This window comes from Blastococcus sp. TF02A-26 (genome assembly GCF_003319125.1).
In the GTDB taxonomy this organism is placed as follows: domain Bacteria; phylum Actinomycetota; class Actinomycetes; order Mycobacteriales; family Geodermatophilaceae; genus Trujillonella.
Window position 1 is genome coordinate 20,664 of sequence record NZ_QOHG01000013.1, and the last position, 23,959, is coordinate 44,622.

The 23,959-nt window shown below is 75.2% G+C and carries 24 protein-coding genes; 2 read left to right on the forward strand and 22 right to left on the reverse strand.

What is annotated here, in order from left to right; all coding sequences use genetic code 11:
* Positions 1-286 precede the first annotated feature (286 nt).
* From DQ240_RS15120 to DQ240_RS15155, 8 genes are all read right to left on the reverse strand, one after another.
* Positions 287-640, reverse strand: a complete 354-nt coding sequence (locus tag DQ240_RS15120; RefSeq protein ID WP_113840454.1) for an Lsr2 family protein — start codon at positions 638-640, stop codon at positions 287-289.
* Between the two features lie 157 nt (positions 641-797).
* Positions 798-2,255 (reverse strand): lysine--tRNA ligase, encoded by a 1,458-nt coding sequence (gene lysS, locus DQ240_RS15125; RefSeq protein ID WP_113840553.1) that lies wholly within the window; start codon positions 2,253-2,255, stop codon positions 798-800.
* A 59-nt stretch (positions 2,256-2,314) separates the two neighbouring features.
* Positions 2,315-3,136 carry a type III pantothenate kinase gene (locus tag DQ240_RS15130; protein ID WP_113840455.1) on the reverse strand — a complete coding sequence of 274 codons (822 nt, stop codon included), beginning with the start codon at positions 3,134-3,136 and terminating at the stop codon, positions 2,315-2,317.
* Positions 3,137-3,139: 3 nt separating this feature from the next.
* Positions 3,140-4,048, reverse strand: coding sequence for a carboxylating nicotinate-nucleotide diphosphorylase (gene nadC, locus DQ240_RS15135; RefSeq protein ID WP_233498735.1), 909 nt, complete (start codon positions 4,046-4,048; stop codon positions 3,140-3,142).
* A 52-nt stretch (positions 4,049-4,100) separates the two neighbouring features.
* The gene (locus DQ240_RS15140) at positions 4,101-5,798 is read right to left on the reverse strand and encodes an L-aspartate oxidase (RefSeq protein ID WP_233498736.1); all 1,698 of its coding nucleotides are present in this window, start codon (positions 5,796-5,798) and stop codon (positions 4,101-4,103) included.
* On the reverse strand, positions 5,795-6,220 hold the full coding sequence (gene panD, locus DQ240_RS15145) for an aspartate 1-decarboxylase (protein ID WP_113840457.1): 426 nt from the start codon (positions 6,218-6,220) through the stop codon (positions 5,795-5,797). Before panD ends, DQ240_RS15140 begins: the two co-directional genes overlap by 4 nt.
* On the reverse strand, positions 6,217-7,062 hold the full coding sequence (panC, locus tag DQ240_RS15150; RefSeq protein WP_233498737.1) for a pantoate--beta-alanine ligase: 846 nt from the start codon (positions 7,060-7,062) through the stop codon (positions 6,217-6,219). Before panC ends, panD begins: the two co-directional genes overlap by 4 nt.
* Positions 7,063-7,099: 37 nt before the next feature.
* On the reverse strand, positions 7,100-8,068 hold the full coding sequence (locus DQ240_RS15155) for a Rossmann-like and DUF2520 domain-containing protein (RefSeq protein WP_113840459.1): 969 nt from the start codon (positions 8,066-8,068) through the stop codon (positions 7,100-7,102).
* Between the two features lie 285 nt (positions 8,069-8,353).
* Here DQ240_RS15155 and DQ240_RS15160 point away from each other — a divergent pair, with 285 nt between their 5' ends.
* The gene (locus DQ240_RS15160) at positions 8,354-9,106 is read left to right on the forward strand and encodes an SDR family oxidoreductase (RefSeq protein WP_113840460.1); all 753 of its coding nucleotides are present in this window, start codon (positions 8,354-8,356) and stop codon (positions 9,104-9,106) included.
* 21 nt (positions 9,107-9,127) lie between these two features.
* Here the strand turns inward: DQ240_RS15160 and DQ240_RS15165 are convergent, their stop codons facing one another.
* The 4 genes from DQ240_RS15165 to DQ240_RS15180 form a co-directional block, all read right to left on the reverse strand.
* Complete coding sequence (locus DQ240_RS15165) at positions 9,128-10,570, reverse strand: DUF6779 domain-containing protein (RefSeq protein ID WP_113840461.1); 1,443 nt, start codon at positions 10,568-10,570, stop codon at positions 9,128-9,130.
* 168 nt (positions 10,571-10,738) lie between these two features.
* Positions 10,739-11,752, reverse strand: coding sequence for a glycine betaine ABC transporter substrate-binding protein (locus DQ240_RS15170; RefSeq protein WP_113840462.1), 1,014 nt, complete (start codon positions 11,750-11,752; stop codon positions 10,739-10,741).
* A 146-nt stretch (positions 11,753-11,898) separates the two neighbouring features.
* The gene (locus DQ240_RS15175; RefSeq protein WP_113840556.1) at positions 11,899-12,636 is read right to left on the reverse strand and encodes an ABC transporter permease; all 738 of its coding nucleotides are present in this window, start codon (positions 12,634-12,636) and stop codon (positions 11,899-11,901) included.
* Entirely contained in the window at positions 12,633-13,355 is a 723-nt protein-coding gene (locus tag DQ240_RS15180; protein WP_233498738.1) for an ABC transporter permease, read from the reverse strand. The genes DQ240_RS15175 and DQ240_RS15180 overlap by 4 nt, the downstream gene beginning before the upstream one ends.
* A gap of 3 nt (positions 13,356-13,358) precedes the next feature.
* On the opposite strand from DQ240_RS15180, the gene DQ240_RS15185 reads away from it, so the two are divergent.
* The gene (locus tag DQ240_RS15185) at positions 13,359-14,525 is read left to right on the forward strand and encodes an ABC transporter ATP-binding protein (protein ID WP_113840463.1); all 1,167 of its coding nucleotides are present in this window, start codon (positions 13,359-13,361) and stop codon (positions 14,523-14,525) included.
* Here the strand turns inward: DQ240_RS15185 and DQ240_RS15190 are convergent, their stop codons facing one another.
* The 10 genes from DQ240_RS15190 to dacB all read right to left on the reverse strand — a co-directional run bounded on the left by DQ240_RS15190 (position 14,526) and on the right by dacB (position 23,932).
* A complete protein-coding gene (locus tag DQ240_RS15190; protein WP_113840464.1) occupies positions 14,526-15,059 on the reverse strand; it encodes a DUF3180 domain-containing protein in 534 nt (177 codons plus the stop codon). It lies immediately after the preceding gene.
* The gene (gene folK, locus DQ240_RS15195; RefSeq protein ID WP_113840465.1) at positions 15,056-15,559 is read right to left on the reverse strand and encodes a 2-amino-4-hydroxy-6-hydroxymethyldihydropteridine diphosphokinase; all 504 of its coding nucleotides are present in this window, start codon (positions 15,557-15,559) and stop codon (positions 15,056-15,058) included. Before folK ends, DQ240_RS15190 begins: the two co-directional genes overlap by 4 nt.
* On the reverse strand, positions 15,556-15,930 hold the full coding sequence (gene folB / locus DQ240_RS15200; protein WP_113840466.1) for a dihydroneopterin aldolase: 375 nt from the start codon (positions 15,928-15,930) through the stop codon (positions 15,556-15,558). Before folB ends, folK begins: the two co-directional genes overlap by 4 nt.
* Positions 15,923-16,786, reverse strand: a complete 864-nt coding sequence (folP, locus tag DQ240_RS15205) for a dihydropteroate synthase (RefSeq protein ID WP_233498739.1) — start codon at positions 16,784-16,786, stop codon at positions 15,923-15,925. The genes folB and folP overlap by 8 nt, the downstream gene beginning before the upstream one ends.
* Positions 16,783-17,391: a GTP cyclohydrolase I FolE gene (gene folE, locus DQ240_RS15210; protein ID WP_233498749.1), complete on the reverse strand. Its 609-nt coding sequence runs from the start codon at positions 17,389-17,391 to the stop codon at positions 16,783-16,785. The genes folP and folE overlap by 4 nt, the downstream gene beginning before the upstream one ends.
* 40 nt (positions 17,392-17,431) lie before the next feature.
* Positions 17,432-19,420, reverse strand: coding sequence for an ATP-dependent zinc metalloprotease FtsH (ftsH, locus tag DQ240_RS15215; RefSeq protein ID WP_113840468.1), 1,989 nt, complete (start codon positions 19,418-19,420; stop codon positions 17,432-17,434).
* Between the two features lie 333 nt (positions 19,421-19,753).
* On the reverse strand, positions 19,754-20,341 hold the full coding sequence (gene hpt, locus DQ240_RS15220) for a hypoxanthine phosphoribosyltransferase (protein WP_113840469.1): 588 nt from the start codon (positions 20,339-20,341) through the stop codon (positions 19,754-19,756).
* A complete protein-coding gene (gene tilS / locus DQ240_RS15225; protein WP_113840470.1) occupies positions 20,338-21,366 on the reverse strand; it encodes a tRNA lysidine(34) synthetase TilS in 1,029 nt (342 codons plus the stop codon). Before tilS ends, hpt begins: the two co-directional genes overlap by 4 nt.
* A gap of 7 nt (positions 21,367-21,373) precedes the next feature.
* Complete coding sequence (locus DQ240_RS15230) at positions 21,374-22,465, reverse strand: zinc-dependent metalloprotease (protein ID WP_113840471.1); 1,092 nt, start codon at positions 22,463-22,465, stop codon at positions 21,374-21,376.
* Positions 22,466-22,504: 39 nt separating this feature from the next.
* Entirely contained in the window at positions 22,505-23,932 is a 1,428-nt protein-coding gene (gene dacB / locus DQ240_RS15235; RefSeq protein WP_233498740.1) for a D-alanyl-D-alanine carboxypeptidase/D-alanyl-D-alanine-endopeptidase, read from the reverse strand.
* Between the last annotated feature and the right edge of the window lie 27 nt (positions 23,933-23,959).

Here is a 23,959-nt window from a genome sequence, read left to right on the forward strand (position 1 = left end):
CGGTCTTTCCACTGTAGTCGCGGACTCCGACTCCCCGTCGGCGCACGGCCGGGGGTGGGGAGGAGGAGTTGTCCGGTCCAACTGATGCGGACGGGACGGTGTTCCGCTCCCGTTACGCCGACAGCGGACGGCTCCGCACACCGTCGGCCTGCCGGCCTCCCACCGCGGCCAGGTGCCGGCGTGCGCTGCGTGGAGCCGAAACGCATCGACCCGCGGGAGGAGGACGCTGCGCGCCCCCCGCCACGCGGGTCGACCGCCGGCTCCGCCGGCGTGGTTCACCTGGTGCTCAGTGCGCGGCCTCGTAGGCCTCGACGACGCTGGCCGGGATGCGGCCGCGGTCGCTGACCGCGTGGCCGTTCTTGCGGGCCCAGTCGCGGATGGCACCGGCCTGCTCGCGGTCCATCCGGCCGCCGCCACCGGTCGCTCGCGAGCGACCGCCACCGGAGGCCCGCCCGCCGCCGCGACCGACCTTGCGCGCGGCCTGCACGTAGCGGGAGAACGCGTCGCGCATCTCCCCGGCGTTCTTCTCCGACAGGTCGATCTCGTAGTTCGTGCCGTCCAGCGAGAAACTCACCGTCTCGTCGGCGGGGAGGTTCTCATCGAGGTCGTCACTGAGGATGACCTGGACCTTGCGCGCCATTCACGTTCCTCACTTCTGTTTTCCCAGCCCCGTGTTTTCGGATGGGTGCGTCACCGTGGGCGACGAATCCATTACACCACACTGCCCGACAATTCGCAGACATGAATGTGGGGCTTGCTCGGAATGGGTGATAAGTGAGACGGCCGTTCTCGGTATTTCAGGAACTGAGCGGCCGCACCAACGGGAAGAGGATCGTCTCGCGAATTCCGAGACCGGTCAGCGTCATCATGAGCCGGTCCATGCCCATTCCGACGCCACCGGTCGGCGGCATGCCGTACTCGAGGGCCTCGAGGAAGTCCTCGTCGAGGACCATCGCCTCCGGGTCGCCGGCGGCGGCGAGCAGCGCCTGCTGGGTGAAGCGCTCCCGCTGCACCACGGGGTCGACGAGCTCGGAGTAGCCGGTGCCGCGCTCGATGCCGCCGATGTACAGGTCCCACTTCTCGGCCAGGCCCGGGACGGAGCGGTGCGCGCGGGTCAGCGGGGAGGTGTCCACCGGGTAGTCCACGACGAACGTGGGCGCCTGCAGGTCGGACTGGACCAGCGCCTCGAAGATCTCCTCGACCACCTTGCCCGGCAGCCAGGCCGGGTCGACGCCGACGTCGTGCCGCTCGGCCAGCGCCCGCAGGTGCTCCACCGGCGTCTCCGGGGTGACCTCCTCGCCGACCGCGGTGGACACCAGGTCGTAGAGGCGCACCCTGGGCCAGTCGCCCGAGAGGTCCACCTCCGTCCCGTCGTGGTGGCGCGCCACGTGGTCGCCGAACAACGCCGCGCAGCACTCCTGGATCAGTTCGCGCGTGATGTCGGCGACATCGGAGTAATCGGCGTACGCCGCGTAGAACTCGAGCATCGCGAACTCCGGCGAGTGCGAGCTGTCGGCGCCCTCGTTGCGGAAGTTGCGGTTGATCTCGAAGACGCGGTCGAGCCCACCCACGATGCAGCGCTTGAGGAACAACTCGGGCGCGATGCGCAGATAGAGGTCGAGGTCGAACGCGTTCATGTGCGTGCGGAAGGGCCGTGCCGCGGCACCGCCGTGGATGGTCTGCAGCATCGGCGTCTCGACCTCGAGGAAACCGCGGGAGGTCAGCCCCGAACGCAAGGTCGCGTTGACCGTCGCCCGCTGCCGCACAGTGCGCCGGGCCTCGTCGCGGACGATCAGGTCCACGTAGCGACGGCGGACCCGCAGCTCCTCGCTCATCGGCTTGTGCGCCACCGGCAGCGGCCGCAGCGACTTCGCCGTCAGCTGCCAGGAGTCGGCGAACACCGAGAGCTCCCCGCGCCGGGACGTCCCCACCTCACCGGTGACGAGCACGTGGTCACCGAGGTCGACGTCGGCCTTCCACGCGGCGAGGGGCTCCTCGCCCACCCGGTCGCGGGAGAGCATCACCTGGAGTTCGGCGTCCCCCTCGCGCAGGGTCGCGAAGCAGAGCTTGCCGGTGTTGCGGGAGAAGATGACGCGCCCGGTGACGCCGACGGTCCGGCCGGTCATCGTGTCCGGCGCCAGGTCGGGGTGGGTGGCCCGCACCTCGGCCAGGGACGTCGTCCGCCCCACCTCGACGGGGAAGGGGTCGACGCCGGCCTCGCGGAGCCGGTCGAGCTTCGCCCGCCGCACCCGCATCTGCTCGGGGAGTTCGTCGTCCTGCAGACCCGGCGGTTCCTCGCTCACGGAGGGTGAGCCTACGGGGCTGCCGACCGGCGCCCGGCCGGGGAACGGTGCGCCGCCTGCTGTCGCTCGAACGCCAGGCGCAGCCCGTGCACCGTGAGGTCCGGTTCGCGGGCGGAGACGGTTCGGCAGCTGTCGGCCACCAGCGGCGCCAGACCACCCGTGGCGACGACGACCGGAGCGGCGCCGAACTGCTCCACGATCTCGGCCGAGATGCGGGAGACCAGCCCGTCCACCAGGCCGGCGAACCCGAGGACCAGACCCGACTGCAGGGCCGCGACGGTGTTCTTGCCGATGGCGTGGGTGGGCACGGTCAGCTCCACCGAGCGCAGCTGCGCCGCCCGGCTGGCCAGCGCGTCCAGGCTGACCTCGACACCGGGCGCCAGGGCACCGCCGAGGAACTGCCCGTCGGGGCCGACGGCGTCGACGTTGGTGGAGGTGCCGAAGTCGACGACGACCACCGGCCGCCCCCGGCCGGCGTCGTCGCGACCGTGCAGCTCGTGGGCGGCCAGGGCGGTCACCACCCGGTCGGCGCCGACCTCCCGCGGGTTGTCCACGTGCAGCGGCACCCCGGTCCGCACGCCGGGGCCGATCAGCACGACCGGCACGTCGAGGGAGTCCAGCAGCTCGCGCAGCGCCGGCAGGAGCGCCGGGACGGTGGAGCAGGCGGCCACCCCGGTGACCTCGGTGTCGCGCAGCAGCCCCCGCCAGACCATCCGCAGCTCGTCCGCGGTGACCTGCGGCCGGGTGGTCACCCGCCAGCTGCCGACCCGCCGGTCGCCGTCGAAGGTGGCCAGCACGGTCTGGCTGTTCCCGACGTCGACGGTCAGCAGCACCGGTCAGCCCTCCCGCAGGTCGAGGGCGAGGTCGAGGATCGGCGAGGAGTGCGTCAGCGCCCCCACCGACAGGTAGTCCACGCCGGTCTCGGCGACCTCGCGGGCGACGGCGAGGGTGAGCCCGCCGGTGGCCTCGAGCTCCGCCCGGTCGCCGACGGCGGCCACGACCTCGCGCAGCTGCGCGGGCGTCATGTTGTCCAGCAGCAGGAACTGCGCGCCCGCCTCCACCGCCTCGACCGCCTGGGCGGGGGTGTCGGCCTCGACCTGCACCGGCACCCGGGGCGCCCGCTCGCGCACGGCGGCGACCGCGGCGGCCACCGAGCCGGCGGCGGCCACGTGGTTGTCCTTGACCATCGCGACGTCGTACAGGCCCATGCGCTTGTTGGACCCCCCGCCGCAGCGCACCGCGTACTTCTCCAGCGGCCGCAGCCCCGGCGTCGTCTTGCGGGTGTCGAGCACCGTGGCCCCGGTGCCCTCGACGGCGTCGGCCCACGCCCGGGTCGCGGTGGCGATGCCGCTGGCCCGGCTGGCGATGTTGAGGGCGCTGCGCTCGGCGGCCAGCAGGGCCCGGACCGGTCCGCGGACGGTCAGCAGCACGTCGCCGCGCCGTACCCGGTCCCCGTCCGAGGCGCCCACGGTGAGCGTGGCGCCGGGCGCCAGCCGGGTGAAGACGCGGGCGGCGACCGGCAGCCCGGCGACGACGCCGTCGGCGCGGGCGACCAGGTCGGCGGTGCCCATCTGGGCCGGGGGCACCGTGGCGGCGCTGGTGACGTCGTAGGACACGGCCAGGTCGGGGGCGCCGGGCAGCACGGCGCCGCCGGTCAGGTCCTCGGCCAGGGTGCTCTCCACGAGGGCGTCGACCCAGGCCTCGTCCAGCCCGGTGCCCTCGAGCGAGCGGGGGTCGGCGTTCACCACGTCCTCCGTTCGCCCGCGCCCGGCGGAGCCGGATCGATCACGGAGCGGCTCACCACGGGACCACCACCGGCGTCCCCACCGGACGGCGGGTCAGGTGCAGCTCACCGGTGCTGTCCAGACGGACGTCGAGGTGCACCCGCCACTCCTCCGAGGTCTCGGGGTGGTCCTCGCGCCAGTGGCAGCCGCGGGTCTCCTCGCGGGCCGCGGCGGCGACGGTGACCGCCGACGCGACCGTGAGCAGGTCGGTGGCCTCCCAGCTGGGCACGCCGGGCGCGGCGCCGGGGCTCTCCCCCAGCGCCCGGGTGAGCTCGGCCATGGTCGCCAGCGCGCCGGCGAGACCGGCTCCGCTGCGCAGTGCCGCGACCGAGCCCGACATCGTGTCGGTGACCCGCGCCCGGCCGGCCGGGTCGAGCAGTCCGGCGAGCGCCGGTGCCCCGGCCAGGGGGGCGGCGGGCAGCGGCAGCGACCGGGCCAGCTCCGCCCCGATGCGGGCGGCGAAGACCAGTCCCTCCAGCAACGAGTTGGACGCCAGCCGGTTGGCGCCGTGCACGCCGGTGCTGGCCACCTCGCCGCAGGCGTAGAGCCCCGGCACGGTGGTGCGCCCGGCGAGGTCGGTGACGAGGCCGCCGGAGGCGTAGTGGGCGGCCGGTGTCACCGGCACCAGCTCGGTCACGGGGTCGATGCCGGCCTGCCGGCACCGGGCCACGATGGTCGGGAAGCGCTCGGCGAGGCCGGGGATGCCGCGGGCGTCGAGCCAGACGTGACGGACGTCGTCGCGCAGCTGGACGCGGGTGATGGCCTTGGCGACGACGTCGCGCGGGGCCAGCTCCGCGAGCGGGTGGACGCCGACCATGAACCGCTCCCCCGCGTCGTCGCGGAGCACGGCGCCCTCGCCGCGCAGCGCCTCGCTGACCAGGGGCTGCTGGCCGCGGGCGTCCGGGCCGAGGTACAGCGCGGTCGGGTGGAACTGGACGAACTCGAGGTCGGTGGCGACCGCGCCGGCACGGAGGCCGAGCGCCACGCCGTCGCCGGTGGAGACCGAGGGGTTGGTGGTCGCGGCGTAGACCTGGCCCATCCCGCCGGTGGCCAGCACCACCGCGCGGGCCCGGACGGCACCCACGCCGTCGGCGCTGCCCTCGCCGAGCACGTGCAGGGTGACGCCGGCGGCGCGGCCCTGCCCGTCGCGCAGCAGGTCCAGGACCATCGCGTGCTCGACGAGCGTGACGCCGGGGTCGGCGCGCACCGCCTCGTGCAGCGCGCGCTGCACCTCCCAGCCGGTGGCGTCGCCGCCGGCGTGCACGATCCGGTCGGCGGAGTGCCCGCCCTCGCGGGTCAGCAGCAGCCGGCCCGTGGCGTCGCGGTCGAAGGCGGCGCCCCAGCCGATCAGCTGGGCCAGCCGCTCCGGGCCCTCGGTGACCAGCGCGCGCACGGCGTCGGGCTCGCACAGGCCCACGCCGGCCACCTCGGTGTCGACGGCGTGCGCCTCGGGGCTGTCGGCGGGGTCGAGCACCGCGGCGATCCCGCCCTGGGCCCACCGGGTGGAGCCGTCGTCCACCCGCACCTTGGTGACGACGGCGACCGAGAGCCCCGCCGCGCGGGCGTGCAGGGCCACGCACAGCCCGGCGATCCCGGAGCCGACGACGCAGACGTCGGCCGCCAGCTCCCACCCCGGGTCGGGAGCGGCCAGCCGCAGCGGGAGCCCGGGAACGGTGCCGCGTGTGGCCGCTGTTCCGCGAGCCAGGGTCACCGAACCGGGACGCCGAGGTCGCTGCGCCGCTGGTCGGTCGCGCCGGGCACCGGGGCCGACGGGTCCCCGCCGAGGTCGACGATGCGGTTGGCCCCGTCGACGTGCACGACCTTGGGGATGTAGGCCTTGGCCTCGGTCTCGTCCATGAGGCCGTAGCTGATCAGGATGACCATGTCCCCCGGGTGGACCAGGTGCGCGGCGGCACCGTTGATCCCGATGACACCGCTGCCCCGCTCGCCGGGGATGACGTAGGTCTCCAGGCGGGCGCCGTTGGTGATGTCGACGATCGCGACCTGCTCGCCGGCGATGAGGTCGGCGGCGTCGAGGAGGTCCTCGTCGACGGTCACCGAACCGACGTAGTGCAGGTCGGCCTGGGTCACCGTCGCCCGGTGGATCTTGGACTTGAGCATCGTGCGCATCATCGGGTGCCTCCGAGGGTGACCGGGACGTTGTCGAGGAGTCGGGTGCTGCCGGCGCGCACGGCGACGAGCAGGCGGGCGGGACCGGCGGTGGGCGCCGGCCCCAGATCGGTATCGGTGAGTTCGAGGTAGTCCTGAACCAGCGCGGGGTGCTCGGCGAGCACGGCGCGGGCCGCCGCGAGGACGGCGTCGGCCCCCTGCGGACCGGCGGCGGCCCCGGCACGCAGCGCGGCGGAGACGGCGGCGGCGGTCGACCGCTGCTCCGCGGACAGGTAGCGGTTGCGCGAGGAGAGCGCCATGCCGTCCTCCTCCCGCACGGTGGGGACACCGGTCACGGTGACCGGCAGCGCCAGCTCCCGGGCCATGGCCCGGATCAGCACCAGCTGCTGGTAGTCCTTCTCCCCGAAGAACGCCTCGTCGGGGCGGACCATGCCGAACAGCTTCGCGACGACGGTGAGGACGCCGGCGAAGTGGCCCGGCCGGACCGCGCCCTCGAGCACGGCGCCCACCGGGCCCGGCTGGACGGTCACGCCGAGCGACGAGGGCGGGTACACGTCCTCGACCCGCGGGTGGAAGACGACGTCGGCACCCTCCTCGGCGAGGGCGGCCAGGTCGGCGTCCCAGGTGCGCGGGTAGCGGTCGAAGTCCTCGCCCGGGCCGAACTGGGTCGGGTTGACGAAGACCGAGACGACGACGCTGCCGCCGCGGGCCCGGGCGGCGCGGACCAGCGTGCGGTGGCCCTCGTGCAGGGCGCCCATGGTGGGCACCAGGGTCACCGGAGCCGGCAGCGTGGCCCGCAGCCGTGCGAGGTCGGCCGCCGTCTCGGCGACGGCGGGACCGGTCACGGCGGTCACCGGGACCCGGCCGGGAGAACGACCACGGTCACCCCTCCGCTCGCTCGCTCGCGAGGGAACCCGGACCGTGGCCACGGGCGGCGTCCAGGAGGTCCAGCAGCGGGGCGCCCTCGTGCCGCTTGAGCCGGCCGGCGGCGAGCGCGCGCTCGGTGGTCCGCTGGGCCATGGCGACGTAGGCGGCGACCGACTGAGGCGAGCGCTCGGCGAGGGTCTCGAGGTGGTGGCGGACGGTGCCGACGTCGCCCCGGCTGACCGGACCGGTCAGCCCGCGGTCGCCGCGGCGCAGGCCGTTGTCCAGCGCGGCCGTCAGCAGCGGGCCGAGCACGCGGCCGGGCTCACCGACCCCGGCGGCGCGCAGCAGGTCGGCCGCCTCGGCCACCAGCGTGACCAGGTGGTTGGCCCCGGTGACCAGGGCGGCGTGGTAGAGCCCGCGGTCGCCCTCGGCGACGAAGAACGGCTCCCCGCCCATCTCCAGCACCAGGGTCTCGGCGACCGGGCGGAACTCCGGCGCGCTGGTCACCCCGAACGGGGCGCCGGTGAGCCGGTCGGCGTCCTCGGCGGCGCCGGTGAAGGTCATGGCGGGGTGCAGCGCGAGCGGAAGGACGCCGGCGCGCGTGGCCGGCTCCAGCACGGCGAGGCCGTGGGCGCCGGAGGTGTGGAACGCCAGCTGGCCGGCGCGCCAGCCACCGGTCCCGGCGAGGCCGGAGACCAGGCCGGCGAGCGTGTCGTCGGGCACGGCGAGGACGACGAGGTCCGCGGCGGCGACGACCTCGTCGGTCGGGAGCAGCGGAACGCCGGGCAGCAGCCGGGCGGCGCGCTCGGCGGAGGCGGCGGAGAGGCCGGCGGCGGCGACCACGTCGTGGCCGGCGGCGGCGAGGGCCGCGCCCAGCACGGCGCCGACCCGTCCGGCGCCGACGACGCCCACGCGCAGGCGCGCCGGGGCGTCGGAGGCCGCGGGGAGTCCGGCGGCGTGGGGTGTCCTGCGGGCAGCAGGCATGGGGTGTGCTCCTCGTTCCAGTCCCAGTGCGGGTACCGGACGTCGGTCGGTCTCCTCCGGTGGAGGCCGGCGGGGCGGTGCGGCGGTGCGGGCGGTGCCGTGGCCGGCCCCCGCTGCGACCTGCTGTGTCACGCGGGTGACGTGCCGATGGCGAGTGTGTGACCGGTTCCCGCCCGCCGCAACGCAACGCGCCTGTGGGGTCGATCACGCCGAACCGGCCGGACGGTCCCCGGAGCGGTCCACCTACCGTGACGCGGCACCCACCGACGGGAGAGGCAGGAGCACATGAGCGAGTTCGAGGGACGTACCGCGCTGGTCACCGGCGCGAGCCGGGGCATCGGCCTGGCGATCGCGCAGAGCCTGGTCCGGCGGGGGGCCCGCGTGGTCGTCACCGCGCGCAAGCCCGAGGCGCTGACCGAGGCGGTCGCCGCCCTGGGCGGTCCGGACGTCGCCGTCGGGGTCGCGGGCAACGCCGGTGACCCGGCGCACCGCGCGGAGGCCGTGCGCACCGCCGTCGACACCTTCGGCGGCCTCGACATGCTGGTCGGCAACGTCGGCATCAACCCGGTCTTCGGCCCGATGGTGGACCTCGACCTCGACGCCTTCCGCAAGATCCTCGACACGAACGTCGTCGGCACGCTCGGCCTGGTGCAGGAGGCCTGGCGGGCGTGGATGGCCGAGCACGGCGGATCGGTCCTGATCGTCGCGTCCGTGGGTGGGCTCAAGGCCTCGCCCGGGATCGCCGGCTACGGCGTCAGCAAGGCCGCTCTGATCAACATGGTCACCCAGCTGGCGGTGGAGCTCGGCCCGACGGTCCGGGTGAACGCGGTCGCGCCCGCGGTGGTCAAGACCCGCTTCGCCGGCGCCCTGTACGAGGGGCGCGAGGCAGAGGCGGCCAAGGGCTACCCGCTGGGCCGGCTGGGCGAGCCGGAGGACATCGGCGAGGCCGCGGCCTACCTGCTCGGCGACGGCGCCGGCTGGGTCACCGGCCAGACGCTCGTGCTCGACGGCGGCACCCTCTCCCGCGGCCCGGCGTAGGAGCCGTTCGGCCCCGTCCTCCTAGTGGCGGCCGAGGACCCGGCCGAGGACGTCGTCGTCCTCGTCGTCCTCCCGGTAGCGGTGCCGGCGGCGGCCACCGGACCGGGGAGCCGCCGTCCCGCTCTCGGCGAGGATCTGCGCGAGGCGGGCCTCGCCCGGGGTGGGGACCGCCGGGGTCTGCACCGTGAGCGGCTCGGGCCGCGGGGGCTCCGGCGGCAGCGGCGCCGGCGGTCGCGGCCACGCCTCGGCCAGCAGGTCGGCACGCGCGGCCGGCGCCGGCTCGTCCCACCCGTGCCGCTCGGCCGGCGCGGAGGCGGGGCGCTCCACCGTCAGCTGCTCGGCCGTGGCGGCGTCGTCGCTGCGGCGGCGCCGGCGGGGCGCCTCCGCCGGCTGGGCGGGTGCCGGGGCGGCCTGCCAGGACGGCGCCGGCTCGGCCTGCCGCGCGCGGATGCCCTGCAGGGCCTCGTACCCCCGCGTGGCCGGGGCGGCGGGCGCCGGCGGCGCCACGGGCCGCTCGGCCGCCCGCGACACCTCCACGGGGGGCTCCAGGCGCACGGCCGGCCAGCCGCCGGTCACCTCGCGGGGCGGCTGGTCCGACCAGCTCACCGCGTCGATGGCACGGGTGGAGGGCCCCTCCACGGGAGCCGCCACGGGGGTCGTCACGGCCCGGGAGGACTGCGTCCGCATGACCACGCGCTCGAGGAACATCTCGTTGGACAGCTGCTCGGTGAGCTCGGTGCGCAGCCGGCCGACGTCGGCGCGGAGCTCGGTGAGCTGCCCCAGCTCCGCGCGCATCGCGGAGATGCCGGCCAGCTGGTCGCGCAGGCCGCCGGGCCCGGAGACGTCGTCGCGCAGTCCGCCGAGAGCGGTGAGCTCGGTCCGCATCGTCCCCAGCGCGGCGACGTCCTGGCGCAGCGCCCCGAGGGCGGTCACCTCCCGGCGCAGCTGCTCGACGGCGGCCAGGTCGTGCCGCAGGGCGCCGAGGGAGACGACGTCCTGGCGGAGGGCGTCCAGGGCGGCCACCTCCTGGCGCAGCGCGCCGAGCGCGGCCAGGTCGTTGCGCAGCCCGCCCAGCGCCGCCACGTCGCGGCGCAGCGCCGCCAGCTCCGCGCGCATGCCCTCCTCGGACTCGCGGCGCAGCCGGCTCTCGGTCTCCAGCTCGTACTGGCGCCGGCCGGCGACCTCGCGGGCGAGCTCCAGCTCGTGCGCACGGCGCAGCTCGGCGCTGTCGGCGGTCGGGTCCGCGCGACGCCGGCTGGTGGCCAGCAGCGCGAGGACGAAGCCCCACGCGCCGGCCACGACCGCCAGCCGGAGCACCCGCGGGTCGTCGCTCAGGAAGACCACGACCGTGGCGGCCACGGCCAGCAGGGCGCCGACCGCGATGCCGGCGCCCCCCCAGGACCGGGGATCGAGCGCGGACGGACGTCCGGGCACGTCGTCCCGCTCGACCGATCCCCCGCGCATGCCCTCCAGCGTAACGGCGGACGACCCTCCGCTCACGCTCCGAACTGCATCCGTGACACAGACGTCCACGGGCCCCGACGGAGCATCCGCCGGGGCCCAGGAAGGACCCCCGTGCCCCCCGACGCTCGCGAGCTCGCGTCGGGCCCCTGCACGAGGGCCGGTCCGACGTCAGCCCTGGGCGAGGGCCCCGTCGGAGCTGAAGACCAGGCCGAGGGAGACCTCACCCTGCTCGATCGCGCTCTTGGTGAGCGGGCCACCGGCGTCCAGCGGGACGAACTCGGCGAACTGCAGGCCGTAGGTGTCCTCGAGACCGGGCTGGCAGAACGGCCGGGTCGGGCACTCCTCGGGGCCACCCAGCACCAGCGAGTTGTCGCCGCAGGCGTCGGCGAGCTCGGAGAGCGAGGTCACACCCAGCTCGTCGGCGAAGGCCTGGGTCACGGCGAAGGCGTTCTGGTCGGCGGCATCGGACGGCTCGCCGAAGGTCAGCCCCACCTGGTCGGCCAGTGGCCGCAGCGCGTCGAGGGTGGCCTGCACGTCGCCGCTGGCGACCGGCTCCGGATCGGCGCCGTTGACCTGCGCATTGAGCGCCTCGGTGACGGTGGCCAGGTACTCGGGGAAGACCTGGAGGTCCGAGCCGGAGATCAGCGCCGGCAGGTACAGGTCGCGGTTGCCCACCGTCCGCACCGTCGCGTCGAAGCCCGCGGCGTCCAGCACGTCGGCGTAGATGTTGCCGAGGATCGTGGACTCGCTGAAGTCGGCGGCGCCCACGGTGATCGGGCCGCTGCCCTGCTCCAGCCCGTCGGTGACGCCACTCTCCTCGACCCAGGCCGCGGCCACGTCCTCGGGGCTCTGGCGCTCCAGGTCCACCGCGGCGTTGAGCTCGACGAGCTGGTCGGTGGTGAGGGCGGCGGACACGGCGTCCAGCGCCGGGAGCAGCGCCGGGTTGGCCGAGGCCGTCGCGGTCGTGACCGCGGGGACGATGTTGTCCGCGTTCTGCAGCCCCAGGTCGTCCTCCAGGACGACGAGCTGGTCCCCGGCGACCGGCGCGCAGGCGTCGCCGCTGGCCGAGCTGCCGCCGGCGTCGTCGCCGCCGGTGCCGGAGGAGCCGGAGTCGCCGCAGGCGGCGGTGACCAGGGCCAGGGCGATCGCGAGGGGGGTGAGCACCCGGGTACGCCGTGTCATAGCGCCCGCCTTCTGTGTCCCGTGCGGCACCGGGCCGCACGCGTGTCTGGCGGGAGGTCTCCCGCGTCGGCCATGCAACCCCTGCGCCGCCGCCCGCTCCAACCCGGCGGCGGATGTGTTGTGCGCTTGTTACCTCGTTCCGCCGGTCACAGCGGGACACCCGACGCCGTCGGCTCCGGCTGCCCACGCTCCACGGACGCCCTGGTCACGGGCCGGAAGGGCAGCCGTCTCTGCCCCGGGGTGACCGCCCAGGACGCGACGACCAGCAGGAGTTCGGTGAGCAGGGCGAGGGCCGCGACGAGGAAGGCCCCGGCGTACATCACGCCGTAGTCGCGCTGGCCGAACCCGAGGTTGATCAGCCGGCCGAGACCCGAGCCACCGACCAGCGCGGCGAGCGTCGCGGTGGCCACGACCTGCACGGCCGCCGTCCGGATGCCGGTCAGCACCAGGGGCGCGGCCAGCGGCGCCTCCACCCGGCGCAGCAACTGACCGCCCGACATCCCCATCGCCCGGGCCGCCTCCCGCACGTCGGCGTCCACACCGCGGAACCCGACGAACGTGTTGGTGAGGATCGGCGGGATGGCGAAGACGGCGAGCGCGATCATCGTCGCCCGGTCACCGAAGCCGACGGGCGTGACGGCGAAGACGGTCAGCAGAGCCAGCGTCGGGATGGCCCGGCTGACGTTGGACAGGACGACGACGGCGCCCGAGCCGCGGCGAGCCCGGCCGAGCACCACGCCGAGCGGGAGGGCGACCACCATGGCGGCGAGCACCGCCACGGCGGAGACGACGAGGTGGTCGTGCAGCAGGTCGAGGATCCCGCCGCGGCGGGTCCAGTTGAACGGGTCGTTGAGGTACTGGAACGCCCGCTGGAGGTCGTTCACGACCGGCCCGCCCGCGCCCACGGCGTGAGGACCCGTTCCAGCCCGGCCAGCAGCAGGTCGGCGACCAGGGCGAGCAGCACGCACCCCAGCGCCCCGGTGACGATCTCGGCGCGGTACTCGTTGGCGGCGAACCCGCCGGTGATCAGCTGCCCCAGACCGCCGTGGCCGACCAGGACGCCGACCGTGACCAGGGCGACGGTCGACACCGTGGCGACCCGCAGCCCGGCCATGAACGCCGGCAGCGCCAGGGGCAGGTCCACCTTCAGGAACAGCTGCAAGGAGCCGAGCCCCATGCCCCGGGCGGCCTCGCGCACGTCGTCGGGGACCCCGCGCAGTCCGGCCAGGAAGTTGCGGACCAGGATCACCAGCGAGTACGCGGTCAGACCGACGAGGACCGTGGTGGCCGACAGGCCCGTCACGGGCAGGATGAACGCGAACATCGCCAGCGACGGGATCGTGTAGACCACTGTCGACAGGCCGAGGACGGGCCCGGCCAGCCAGCGGCTGCGGCGCGCCAGCAGGGCCGAGGGGAGCGCGATGAGGGCGCCGAGCGCGACCGCGGCGACGGTCAGCCAGACGTGCTCGCGGAGGTGGCCCAGAATGGTGTCCCAGTTGTCCGAGACGTAGGACGGGTCGAACCAGGGGTTCGGCGCCTCGTCCACCGCGAGCACGACGTCGCTCGCCGCGCCCAGCAGGGGGCGCACCGACAGGAGGGCCACCTCGTGGACGCTACCGCCGAGACCGTCCGCTCTGCTGCTCCTCCGCAGGTGGACGCGGGGACCGCCGCCCCGGAGATCCGGCTGGAGGGCGTCGGCAAGGTCTACGCGGACGGGACCGTGGGCGTGGCCGAGCTGGACCTCACCTTCGCGGCCGGGGAGCTCACCGTCCTCGTCGGCCCGTCCGGCTGCGGCAAGACGACGACCATGAAGATGGTCAACCGGATCATCGAGCCGACCAGCGGCCGGATCCTGCTCGACGGCGAGGACGTGACCCGGGTCGACCCCGACCGCCTGCGCCGTCGCATCGGTTACGTCATCCAGAACGTGGGGCTGTTCCCGCACCGCACCGTGCGGGCGAACGTGGCCACCGTGCCGAAGCTGCTGGGCTGGGACCGCCGCCGCATCCGTGCCCGCGTCGACGAGCTGCTGACGACGGTGGGCCTGGACCCCGCCGTCCACGGGGACCGCTACCCCGCCCAGCTGTCCGGCGGGCAGCGCCAGCGGGCCGGGGTGGCGCGGGCGCTGGCCGCCGATCCGGGGGTGCTGCTCATGGACGAGCCGTTCTCCGCCGTCGACCCGGTGGTGCGCGAGCGGCTGCAGGACGAGTTCCTCCGCCTGCAGGCCGAGGTGCGCAAGACGATCGTCTTCGTCACCCACGACATCGAGGAGGCGGTGCGGCTCGGCGACCGCATCGCGGTGATGAGCGCCGGGGGGCGGGTCGAGCAGTTCGCCCCGCCGGCCGAGCTGCTGGGCCGGCCGGCGACCCCCTTCGTCGCCGACTTCGTGGGCGCCGACCGCGGGCTCAAGCGTCTGGCGGTGACCTCGATCGACCCCGCCGGCCTGGCCCCGGCGCCGGTCGTGGCGCAGCACCAGTCCCTCGAGGAGGTGCGCGGCCAGCTGTCCGGCGCCGCCGGTGCGGTCGTCCTCGACGCCGGCGGCCGGCCGTGCGGCTGGCTGCCGGCCGACCGGGCCGGTGGACCGGGCACCGTGGCCGTCGCGATGCGCCCGGTCGAGCCGGTGCCCGTCACCGCCACCCTCAAGGACGGGCTGTCGCTGCTGCTGCGGTCCGACGTCGACGCGGTCCCGGTCGTCGACGGCGGGCGCTGCGTCGGCGTGCTGACGGCGGGCACGGTGCACACGACGCTGCGCCGGTCGATCAGCGCCGGCTGACTAGGCGCGGACGCCGTCGGCCGGTCCGTCCTCTGAGGGCGGCACCCGGCAGACGTGCTCCAGCCACAGGGCCGCCCCGGTCAGGGCGGCCGACGCCAGGACGCCGATGACCGCGGTGACCGTGTCGCTGCTCGCGGCGTCCAGCCGGCCGAGGGCCGGCACGACGTGCAGCAGGACGCCGGCCCAGACGCCGACGAAGACCGCACCGACGTAGGCGCTGGCCTGCGCCAGGACGGCGGCGCGGGCGACCAGCATCGGCTCGACCGGACGCGCCTGCCCCGGGCGGGCGGCCGCGCCGGTCGTGGCGGCCGGCGCGCGGCCCCGGGCGGTGCGCCGGGCCTCCCGGAGGACGGCGAGCCGGCTCCCGAGGGTCCGGGCGGCCAGCGCCTCGGCGACGGCGAGCAGTGCCAGGGGCACCGGCATCCACCAGCGCAGCGGCGGCAGGTCGCCGTAGGCGGAGCGGACGACCAGCCAGGAGGCCAGCGCCAGCCCCACGGCGACGACGGCGAGGTCGCGGCGGCTGACCGGCGTCACGGCCGGCCCTCCCAGCGCACCACCGCGTCGACCTCCCCCGGTGGCAGGGCGGCGAGCAGATCGGCGACCGGGCCGCGCCCGGGGAGCACGGCGGCCGGGTCCAGCGCCGCCCACGGGACCAGCACGAACGCCCGCTCGTGCGCCCGGGGGTGCGGCAGCGTGAGGGCCGGGTCGTCGGAGACCACCGGCGCGCCGTCGTCGTAGCTCACCAGGACCACGTCGACGTCGAGGGTGCGCGCTCCCCAGCGGACCTCGCGGGTGCGCCCGGCGGCCTGCTCGAGCTCGTGGGCGCGGGCCAGCCAGCCGGCGGCGTCCCGCGGACCGTCGACCAGGGCGATCGCGTTCAGGTACGGCGGCTGCTCGACCGGACCCCACGGCGGCGTCTCGTAGAGCGCGGAGACAGCCACCAGGCCGTCGGCGGCCAGGCCGTCGATCGCCTCGGCGAGCGTGGCGGCGCGGTCGCCGAGGTTGGCGCCCAGCGACAGGACCGCCCGCGTCACACGCGCTCCCGCCGGATCGCGACGGTGACGTCGGCGAAGGGCACCCCGAGCTCGGCGTCGGGCTTGTGGACGGTGATCTCGACGGCCTCCACCAGGGCGTTGGCCAGGCAGGCGTCGGCCATCCGCTGCGCGAGGGTCTCCAGGAGGTCCACCGGCTCCCCGGTGAGGATCCCGTGCAGCCCCTGGGCGAGCTCGGCGTAGTTGACGGTGCGCTCGAGGTCGTCGTCGGCCGCCGCGGCGCGGGTGTCGAGCTCGAGGACGACGTCCACGGAGAACGTCTGCCCCTTCTCGCGCTCCCAGTCGTACACGCCGTGGTGCGCGTGGGCGGTGATGCCGGTGACGGTGATGCGGTCCGGGTGGGTGTCAGCCACGGGTTCGGCTCTCCTGTCGGGCTCGCTGGACGGCGGCGACCGTGCGGACGGCGTCGGCGGAGGCGGCGGCGTCGTGCACCCGCACGCCCCAGGCGCCGGCCTCGGCGGCCAGCACGGTGGTGGCGAGGGTGGCGGCGTCCCGCTGCTCGGCCGGCCGCACCTCGCCGTCGGGTCCGGCCAGCTCGCGGCCGAGGAAGGTCTTGCGGGAGGCGCCGACGAGCACCGGCAGACCGAGCCCGACGACGCGGTGCAGCCCGGCCAGCACCCGCCAGTTGTGCTCGGCGTTCTTGGCGAAGCCCAGCCCGGGATCGAGCACCAGCTGGGCGGGATCGACCCCGGCGGCGACGACGTCCTCGACCCGGGCGGTCAGCTCGGCGCAGACCTCGGTGACCACGTCGCCGTAGCGGGCTGCGGCGTACATCTCGCGGCTGTGGCCACGCCAGTGCATGAGCACCCACGGCACGCCCGCCTCGGCGACGAGATCGGCCATGTTCTTGTCGGCCAGGCCACCGCTGACGTCGTTGACCAGCACCGCGCCGGCACCCAGCGCGGCCTCGGCGACCTCGGCGCGGGTGGTGTCGACGCTGACCCGCACGCCCCCGGCGGCCAGCTCGCGGACCACCGGGACCACCCGGCGGCACTCCTCGTCGGCGTCCACCCGGTCGGCCCCGGGCCGGGTGGACTCGCCGCCGACGTCGACGTAGTCGGCGCCGGCGGCGTGCAGGGCCAGCCCGTGCGCGATCGCCGTGGGGGCGTCGGCGAAGCACCCACCGTCGGAGAACGAGTCGGGCGTGACGTTCAGGACGCCCATCACCACGCAGCGCCCGGGCTGCGGGAGGTGGATCCGGTCGTTCACTTCCCCAGCACGAGGCTCATCGCCTCGGCACGGGTCGCGGCGCTGTCGCGGAACATCCCGCGGACGGCGGAGGTGACCGTGGAGGAGCCGGGCTTGCGGATGCCGCGCATGCCCATGCACAGGTGCTCGGCCTCGATGACGACGATGACGCCGCGCGGCTTGAGGACGTCGTTCAGGGCGTCGGCGATCTGCCGGGTCATCCGCTCCTGCACCTGCGGCCGGCGGGCGTAGATGTCCACCAGGCGGGCCAGCTTGGACAGGCCGGTGACGCGGCCGTCCTCGCCGGGGATGTACCCGACGTGCGCGACGCCGTGGAAGGGGACCAGGTGGTGCTCGCAGGTCGAGTACATCGGGATGTCCTTGACCAGGACCAGCTCGTCGTGGTCCTCGTCGAACACCGTGGCGAGCACCTCGGCCGGGTCCTGCCAGAGACCGGCGAAGGTCTCGCCGTAGGCACGGGCCACCCGGGCCGGGGTGTTCTGCAGGCCCGGACGGTCGGGGTCCTCCCCGACGGCGATCAGCAGCTCGCGGACGGCGGCCTCGGCGCGGGCCTGGTCGACCTTGCCCGGGACGGGGCGGACCTCGTCCTCGGGTTCCTCGGGGATCTCGCTCACGGTGTCTCCTCGCGCAGCGGCAACGACCGGGTCACCGTTGCACGGGCGCGCCGACGTCGCCCACCGGGCTCGCCCCACCCGTGACGTGGCCGTTCCCGTTCCCGTTGGAGAGCTGGGCGCGCTCGGTCGGGGTCAGGATCGGCGGCTGGTCGGAGGGGGTCCGCTTGCCGAAGCCGTTGTAGGGCGCGAGGGAGGGCCGCTTGGTGACCGGCGCGCAGATGCGGGCCATGTCCTCCTTGGACAGCGTCTCCTTCTCCATCAGCTCGAGGACGAGCTGGTCGAGCACGGCCCGGTGCTCGACCAGGATCTCCCAGGCCTCGTCGTGAGCGGCCTCGATGAGGGCGCGCACCTCCGCGTCGATGTCGGCGGCGACGGCCTCGGAGTAGTCCGGCCGCGAGCCCATGTCCCGGCCGAGGAACGGCTCGGAGTCGGTGCTGCCGTACTTGACCGCGCCGAGCTTGGCGCTCATGCCGTACTGGGTGACCATCGCCCGGGCCATGGAGGTGGCCTTCTCGATGTCGTTGCCCGCACCGGTGGTCGGCTCGTGGAAGACCAGCTCCTCGGCCGCGCGCCCGCCGAGGGCGTAGGCGAGGGTGTCGATCATCTCCGACCGGGTCTGGGTGTACTTGTCCTCGGTCGGCAGCACGAGCGTGTGCCCCAGCGACCGGCCGCGCGGCAGGATCGTCACCTTGTGCACCGGGTCCAAGTTGGGCAGTGCGTGCGCCACCAGGGCGTGCCCGCCCTCGTGGTAGGCGGTGACCTTCTTCTCCTTCTCGCTCATCGCCCGCGTCTTGCGCTCCGGGCCGGCGATGACGCGGTCGATCGCCTCCTCGAGGCTGGCGTCGGTGATGACCGTGCCGCCGTGGCGGGCGGTGAGCAGCGCGCCCTCGTTGAGGACGTTCGCCAGGTCCGCGCCGGTGAAGCCGGGGGTGCGGCGGGCGAGGGTCTCCAGGTCGACGTCCGGTGCGAGCGGCTTGCCCTTGGCGTGGACGGCCAGGATCTCCTTGCGACCGTTGAGGTCGGGCCGGTCGACGGCGATCTGCCGGTCGAAGCGGCCGGGGCGCAGCAGCGCCGGGTCGAGGATGTCGGGCCGGTTGGTGGCGGCGATCATGATGACGCCGCCCTTGACGTCGAAGCCGTCCATCTCGACGAGCATCTGGTTCAGGGTCTGCTCGCGCTCGTCGTGCCCACCGCCCATGCCCGCGCCGCGGTGCCGGCCGACGGCGTCGATCTCGTCGACGAAGATGATCGCCGGCGCGTTCTGCTTGGCCTGCTCGAAGAGGTCGCGGACCCGGCTGGCGCCGACGCCGACGAACATCTCGACGAAGTCCGAGCCGGAGATGGTGAAGAACGGCACGCCCGCCTCGCCGGCCACCGCGCGGGCCAGCAGGGTCTTGCCGGTGCCGGGCGGGCCGAACAGCAGCACACCCTTGGGGATCTTCGCGCCGACGGCCTGGAACTTCACCGGGTTGGCGAGGAAGTCCTTGATCTCCTGGAGCTCCTCGATCGCCTCGTCGGCACCGGCGACGTCGGCGAAGGTCGTCTTCGGGGTGTCCTTGGTGATCTGCTTGGCCTTGGACTTGCCGAAGGCCATGACGCCGCGGCCGCCGCCCTGCATGGAGTTGAACAGCCAGAACAGCAGGAGCAGGAGGATGACGAACGGCAGGAAGCTGATGAGGACGCTGACGAAGACGTTCTCCTGCGTCACGTTCGTGTCGAAGTCGACGCCGTCCTGCGCGGAGAGCAGCTCGAAGACGTCGTCCGCCGCGCCGGTCGAGAAGGAGGCCGTGATCTGGTCGCTGCCCTCGACCGGGTTGGTCAGGTCGAGGTCGAGCGTCTGTTCCCGGTCGTTGATCGTGGCCTTCTCGACGTTGCCGTCGTCGATCTGCTCGAGGGCCGTGGCCGTGGAGACGTCCTGACGGTCACCACCGCCGCTGAACAGCGTGGAGAACCCCACCGCCAGCAGGACGACGAGGACGACCCAGAACCACACGGAGCGGAAGATCTTCTTGCGTTCCATACACCGATGCCGGGCGGCCCGGACGGGCCTGCCCGTCGACCCTCCTGATCGTCCCGGGGACGCCCCCTGCGCGGCGGGCGGGCACCCGTGCGCGTCGGTGCAGCGTCGTTGCGTTCGACGGTACACCGGGGCCCCTGTGCAGACCCTGGGAGAAAGGCACGGACCACCCGTATGCGCAGGAGTCGGGCGAGGCCACGGTCCCGCTCAGGTCAGGACGGCTCCGAGCGGGGGTGGTCGGGTCGCGGGGCCGGGGAGGATGAAGGACCTCGTCGCCCCCCGCACCTCGCAGGCTCGGCGCGGGCCACTGCGACGAGGCCGTCGGGATGGGACCCCCTAGCTCGAGTACACCTCGGGCTTGAGGGTCGCGATGTAGGGCAGGTCGCGGTAGCGCTCGGCGTAGTCCAGCCCGTAGCCGATGACGAACTCGTTCGGGATGTCGAAGCCGATGTACTTCACCGGCACCTCGACCTTGACCGCGTCGGGCTTGCGGAGCAGGGCGCAGACCTCCAGCGAGGCGGGCGCGCGGCCGCCCAGGTTCTTGAGCAGCCAGGAGAGGGTCAGGCCCGAGTCGATGATGTCCTCGAGGACGAGGACGTGCTTGCCGGTGATGTCCCGGTCGAGGTCCTTGAGGATCCGCACCACGCCCGAGGAGCTGGTGGCGCTGCCGTAGGAGGAGACCGCCATGAACTCCATCTGGGTGGGCAGCTGGAGGGTCCGGGCGAAGTCGCTCATGAAGAGCACCGCGCCCTTGAGGACGCCGACCAGCAGGACCTCCTTGCCCGCGTAGTCGCGGGCGACCTGGGTGGCGAGCTCGGTGATCTTCTCCTGGATCTGCGCCTCGCTGAGCAGGACGTGGTCGATGTCGGGCCCGTATCCGTGGTCGGGACCGAGTCCCGCAGTGCTGCTGGCGGGGTCCGTCACGCGCGTGGCTCCTCGAGGGGTGCAGGTCCAGGGGCGCTGCCCCGGCGGACCGGCGGCAGCAGGACCAGCCTGCCAGACGTCCGGACCACACCCGCCCCTCCGGGTAGGTCCACCCGCCCCTGGCCGCGCCAGCGGGTGACGAGCGTCTCGACGGCCCGCAGGTGGACGGCCTGGAGGTCGGGGACCCCCGCCGTGCGCAGCCAGCCGCGGAGCACCCGCCGTCGCACGGCGGCGGGCAGCGGGTCCAGGGGCCGGGCCGGCAGGCTGCCGTCGCCCGCCTCCCCCGCCAGCCTCGCCAGCTCGGTGGCGGCCAGCGCGTCGAGCGCGTCGAGGTCCTCGCGCAGCAGGTCGGCGGTGCGTGCCAGCGCCGGGGCCACCCCGCCGCCGAGGACGTCCTCCATCAGCGGCAGCACCTCGCCGCGCAGCCGGACCCGCGTGTAGGCCGGATCGTCGTTCCACGGGTCGTCCCAGACCGGTAGGGCCTGGTCGGCGCACGCCCGGCGGGCCGTCTCCCGGCGCACGCCGAGCAGCGGCCGCCACCAGAGGACGCCGTCGTCCTCCCGCTCGGCGACCATGCCCGCGACCGAGCGCGGACCCGAGCCGCGTCCCAGGCCGAGGAGGACGGTCTCGGCCTGGTCGTCGAGGGTGTGCCCGAGCGCCACCCGCGCACCGCGCCCGGCGGCGGCTGCCGCCAGCGCCGCGTACCGGGCGGCCCGGGCCGCCCCCTCGGGTCCGCCCTCGGCCGGGACGTCCACGGGTAGGACCAGCACGGGGTCCAGGCCGAGGTCGCGCAGCAGCGCCGCGGTCCGCTCGGCCCGGTCGGCCGAGCCCGGCTGGAGGCCGTGGTCGACGGTCACCCCGCCGATCCGGACCCCGGCGTCCCGGGCCTCGAACGCGAGTGCCGCGGCGAGGGCGACGGAGTCCGCTCCCCCGCTGCAGGCGGCCAGCACCGGCCGGGAGGACGAGCGCAGCCCGGGCCGGACGGCGGACCGCAGGACGGCGACCGCGCGGGGAGGCCCGCTCATCCGGGGCTCAGGCGGGGATGGCCGGGCGGCCGATCACGCGGTCCACCCAGCGAGCCGGGTCGGTGAGCTCCTCGATCCGCGGCAGGGCCTCGGGCCCGGACCACACCCGGTTGAAGCCCTCCATGCCGACGAGGTCGACGACCCCGCCGACGAAGACCCGCCCGTCGGCGTACTGCTTCATCTTCTGCTCCAGGCCCAGCAGCCGGCGCAGCACGCGGTCGACCGGGCCGCGGCCCTTGCGACGCTGGGCGAACCGCTTGCGCAGGGTGCGCACCGAGGGGACGACGTCGGGGCCCACGCCGTCCATCACGTACTCGGCGTGCCCCTCGACGAGGCTCATGACGGCGGTGACGCGGTCGAGCACCGCCCGCTGCGCGGGGTCGCCGACCAGCGCCATGAGGCCCTGGGGCTCGTCGCCGTCGCCGTCCCCGCCGCGCACCGCGTCACCGAGGCTCCGGACGACGTCGCGGAGCCGGTCGCGGAGGACGTCGGCGTCCAGGTCCGTGGCCTCGACGAACTCCGCGATCAGCGACTCGAGGTGGCCCTGCAGCCAGGGGACGCCGGTGAACTGCAGCTGGTGGGTGACCTCGTGCAGGCAGACCCAGAGCCGGAAGTCGCTGGGGTCGACGCCCAGCCGGCGCTCCGCGTCCACGATGTTCGGGGCCACCAGCAGCAGCCGCCCGCCGGTGCCGAAGACCTCGTACTGGCCGAGCACCCGGGAGGAGAGGAACGACAGCACCGCGCCGGCCTGCACGCCGGTGGCGCGCGAGCCGATGGCGGTGGCGATGGCGCCCGGCCGGGAGCCCTGCTTCTCGGCGAGGGCGTCGACCAGCGGGTCCAGCAGCGCCGACATGCCCGCGGTGTTCGCGTCGACCCAGCCCGGCCGGTCCACGACGGCGACCTCGGGCACGGGCCCGCCCGGCGCCGGGCGCAGACCGGTGAGCCCCTCGACGTGCGCGATCGCGGTCGCGGCGGCCTCGTGCAGCTCGCGGACGACGGCAGCGGCCTCCTCCCGCGTCGTCTGCGGACCCGGGCTGACCAGCCGGCGGGCGGTGCGTCCGGCGAGGTCCCAGTCGACCATCGAGGAGGCGCTGCTCATCGCCTCACCGTACGCGGGGACGGGCGGCCGCCGCCGGGCTCAGGAGCAGCCGCAGGCGGCGAGGGCGGCGGCTGCGTCGTCGAGGGCGGCCTCGGCCGGCGCCTCGCCCCCGGAGACCGCGTCGGCCACGAACGCGAAGGCCAGCAGCCGCCCGTCGGCGGTGACGACGGTGCCGGCGAGGGCGTGCACACCGAGCAGCGTCCCGGTCTTGCCGCGCACGGCACCGGGAGCGGTCGCCGGGTCGTCGTCACCGCGCTCGGCGAGGGTGCCGTCGTACCCGGCGACGGCCAGCCCGGAGACGATCGCCGACAGGTCGGGGACCGAGCCGTCCGCGGCGGCGGTCAGCAGGCGGCCGAGCAGCGATGCCGGCAACCGGTCGGCGGAGGAGAGGCCGCTGCCGTCGGCGAGGGTCACCCCGTCGGTGGCGAAGCCCGCCTCGTCGAGGGCGGCGGGGACGGCCTCGGCCGTCCCGTCGAACGTCGCCGGGAGGCCGCGGGCCAGCGCCACGTGCCGGCCGAGCGCCTCGGCGAGCAGGTTGTCCGACTGCGCCAGCATCTGCTCCACGAGACGGGCGACCGGGGCGGACCGGACCTCGCCGAGCACCCGCGCCCCGGCCGGGGCCTCGCCGAGCCGGACGGCCGCGCCGGGGGCGCCGAGGGCCGTGGCGAGGGCCCGGCCGGCGTCGGTCCCGGGGGCACCGCTGCGCTGGGCGTTCCCCGGGGAGATCCGCGCCCCGTCCACGGCGGTCGCGGTGACCGGTGCGGCGTAGCTGGACGGGGCGTCGCCCGGGCCCCAGCCGGGAGCGGTGAGCGGTCCGGTGAAGAGCCCGTTGTCGACGACGACGCTCGTCACCGGGGTGCCGCCGAGGGCCTCGCGCACCCGGTCGGCCAGGTCGGCCACCGTCGGGGCGCCCGGGTAGACCAGCGACGGCGCGGTGGTGGACAGCGTCGGGTCGCCGCCGCCGACCAGGACCACCTCCCCGGGGGCACCAGCGGCCACCACGGTGGTGGCGAGCGTCTCCTCGGGCCCGAGGGTGGTGAGGGCCGCCACGGCGGTCAGCAGCTTGGCGGTGGAGGCCGGCACCGCGGACCGGTCGCCGTCGCGGTCGAGCAGGACGTCGCCGGTCGCGACGTCCACCACCACGGCGGCGGGCGCCGCCCCGAGCGCGGGGGTGCCGAGCAGCGGCGTGAGCTCCGCCTCGAGCGTGGCCGGGTCCGGCGCCGGCGCGTCGGCGGCCAGGGCCGCGAGCACGGGGGCGGGGTCGCTGATCTCGGGCAGCTGCGCGCCGGCCGTGGGGGCGCTGTCGGGCTGCTCGTCGCCGTCGCCCCCGCCGATGGCGCGCACCGCCCAGACGACGACGAGCGCGAGCACGCAGACGAGCGCCAGACCGGCCAGGACCAGCCGCCGGCGGAACCGCGAGTACTTCGGAGTGATGGTCGTCGACCCGCTCGACGCGATGCTGTCCACCCCCTGGAACCACCTCCGGCGAGCGGC

What these genes read in the sequence shown, in the direction of transcription:
- DQ240_RS15170 (WP_113840462.1), bottom strand. Translation starts at nt 11,752, where the DNA reads ATGACACGGCGTACCCGGGTGCTCACCCCCCTCGCGATCGCCCTGGCC.
- tilS (WP_113840470.1), bottom strand. Translation starts at nt 21,366, where the DNA reads ATGAGCGGGCCTCCCCGCGCGGTCGCCGTCCTGCGGTCCGCCGTCCGG.
- DQ240_RS15165 (WP_113840461.1), bottom strand. Translation starts at nt 10,570, where the DNA reads ATGCGCGGGGGATCGGTCGAGCGGGACGACGTGCCCGGACGTCCGTCC.
- ftsH (WP_113840468.1), bottom strand. Translation starts at nt 19,420, where the DNA reads ATGGAACGCAAGAAGATCTTCCGCTCCGTGTGGTTCTGGGTCGTCCTC.
- panD (WP_113840457.1), bottom strand. Translation starts at nt 6,220, where the DNA reads ATGATGCGCACGATGCTCAAGTCCAAGATCCACCGGGCGACGGTGACC.
- DQ240_RS15155 (WP_113840459.1), bottom strand. Translation starts at nt 8,068, where the DNA reads ATGCCTGCTGCCCGCAGGACACCCCACGCCGCCGGACTCCCCGCGGCC.
- DQ240_RS15160 (WP_113840460.1), top strand. Translation starts at nt 8,354, where the DNA reads ATGAGCGAGTTCGAGGGACGTACCGCGCTGGTCACCGGCGCGAGCCGG.
- DQ240_RS15120 (WP_113840454.1), bottom strand. Translation starts at nt 640, where the DNA reads ATGGCGCGCAAGGTCCAGGTCATCCTCAGTGACGACCTCGATGAGAAC.
- DQ240_RS15230 (WP_113840471.1), bottom strand. Translation starts at nt 22,465, where the DNA reads ATGAGCAGCGCCTCCTCGATGGTCGACTGGGACCTCGCCGGACGCACC.
- lysS (WP_113840553.1), bottom strand. Translation starts at nt 2,255, where the DNA reads ATGCGGGTGCGGCGGGCGAAGCTCGACCGGCTCCGCGAGGCCGGCGTC.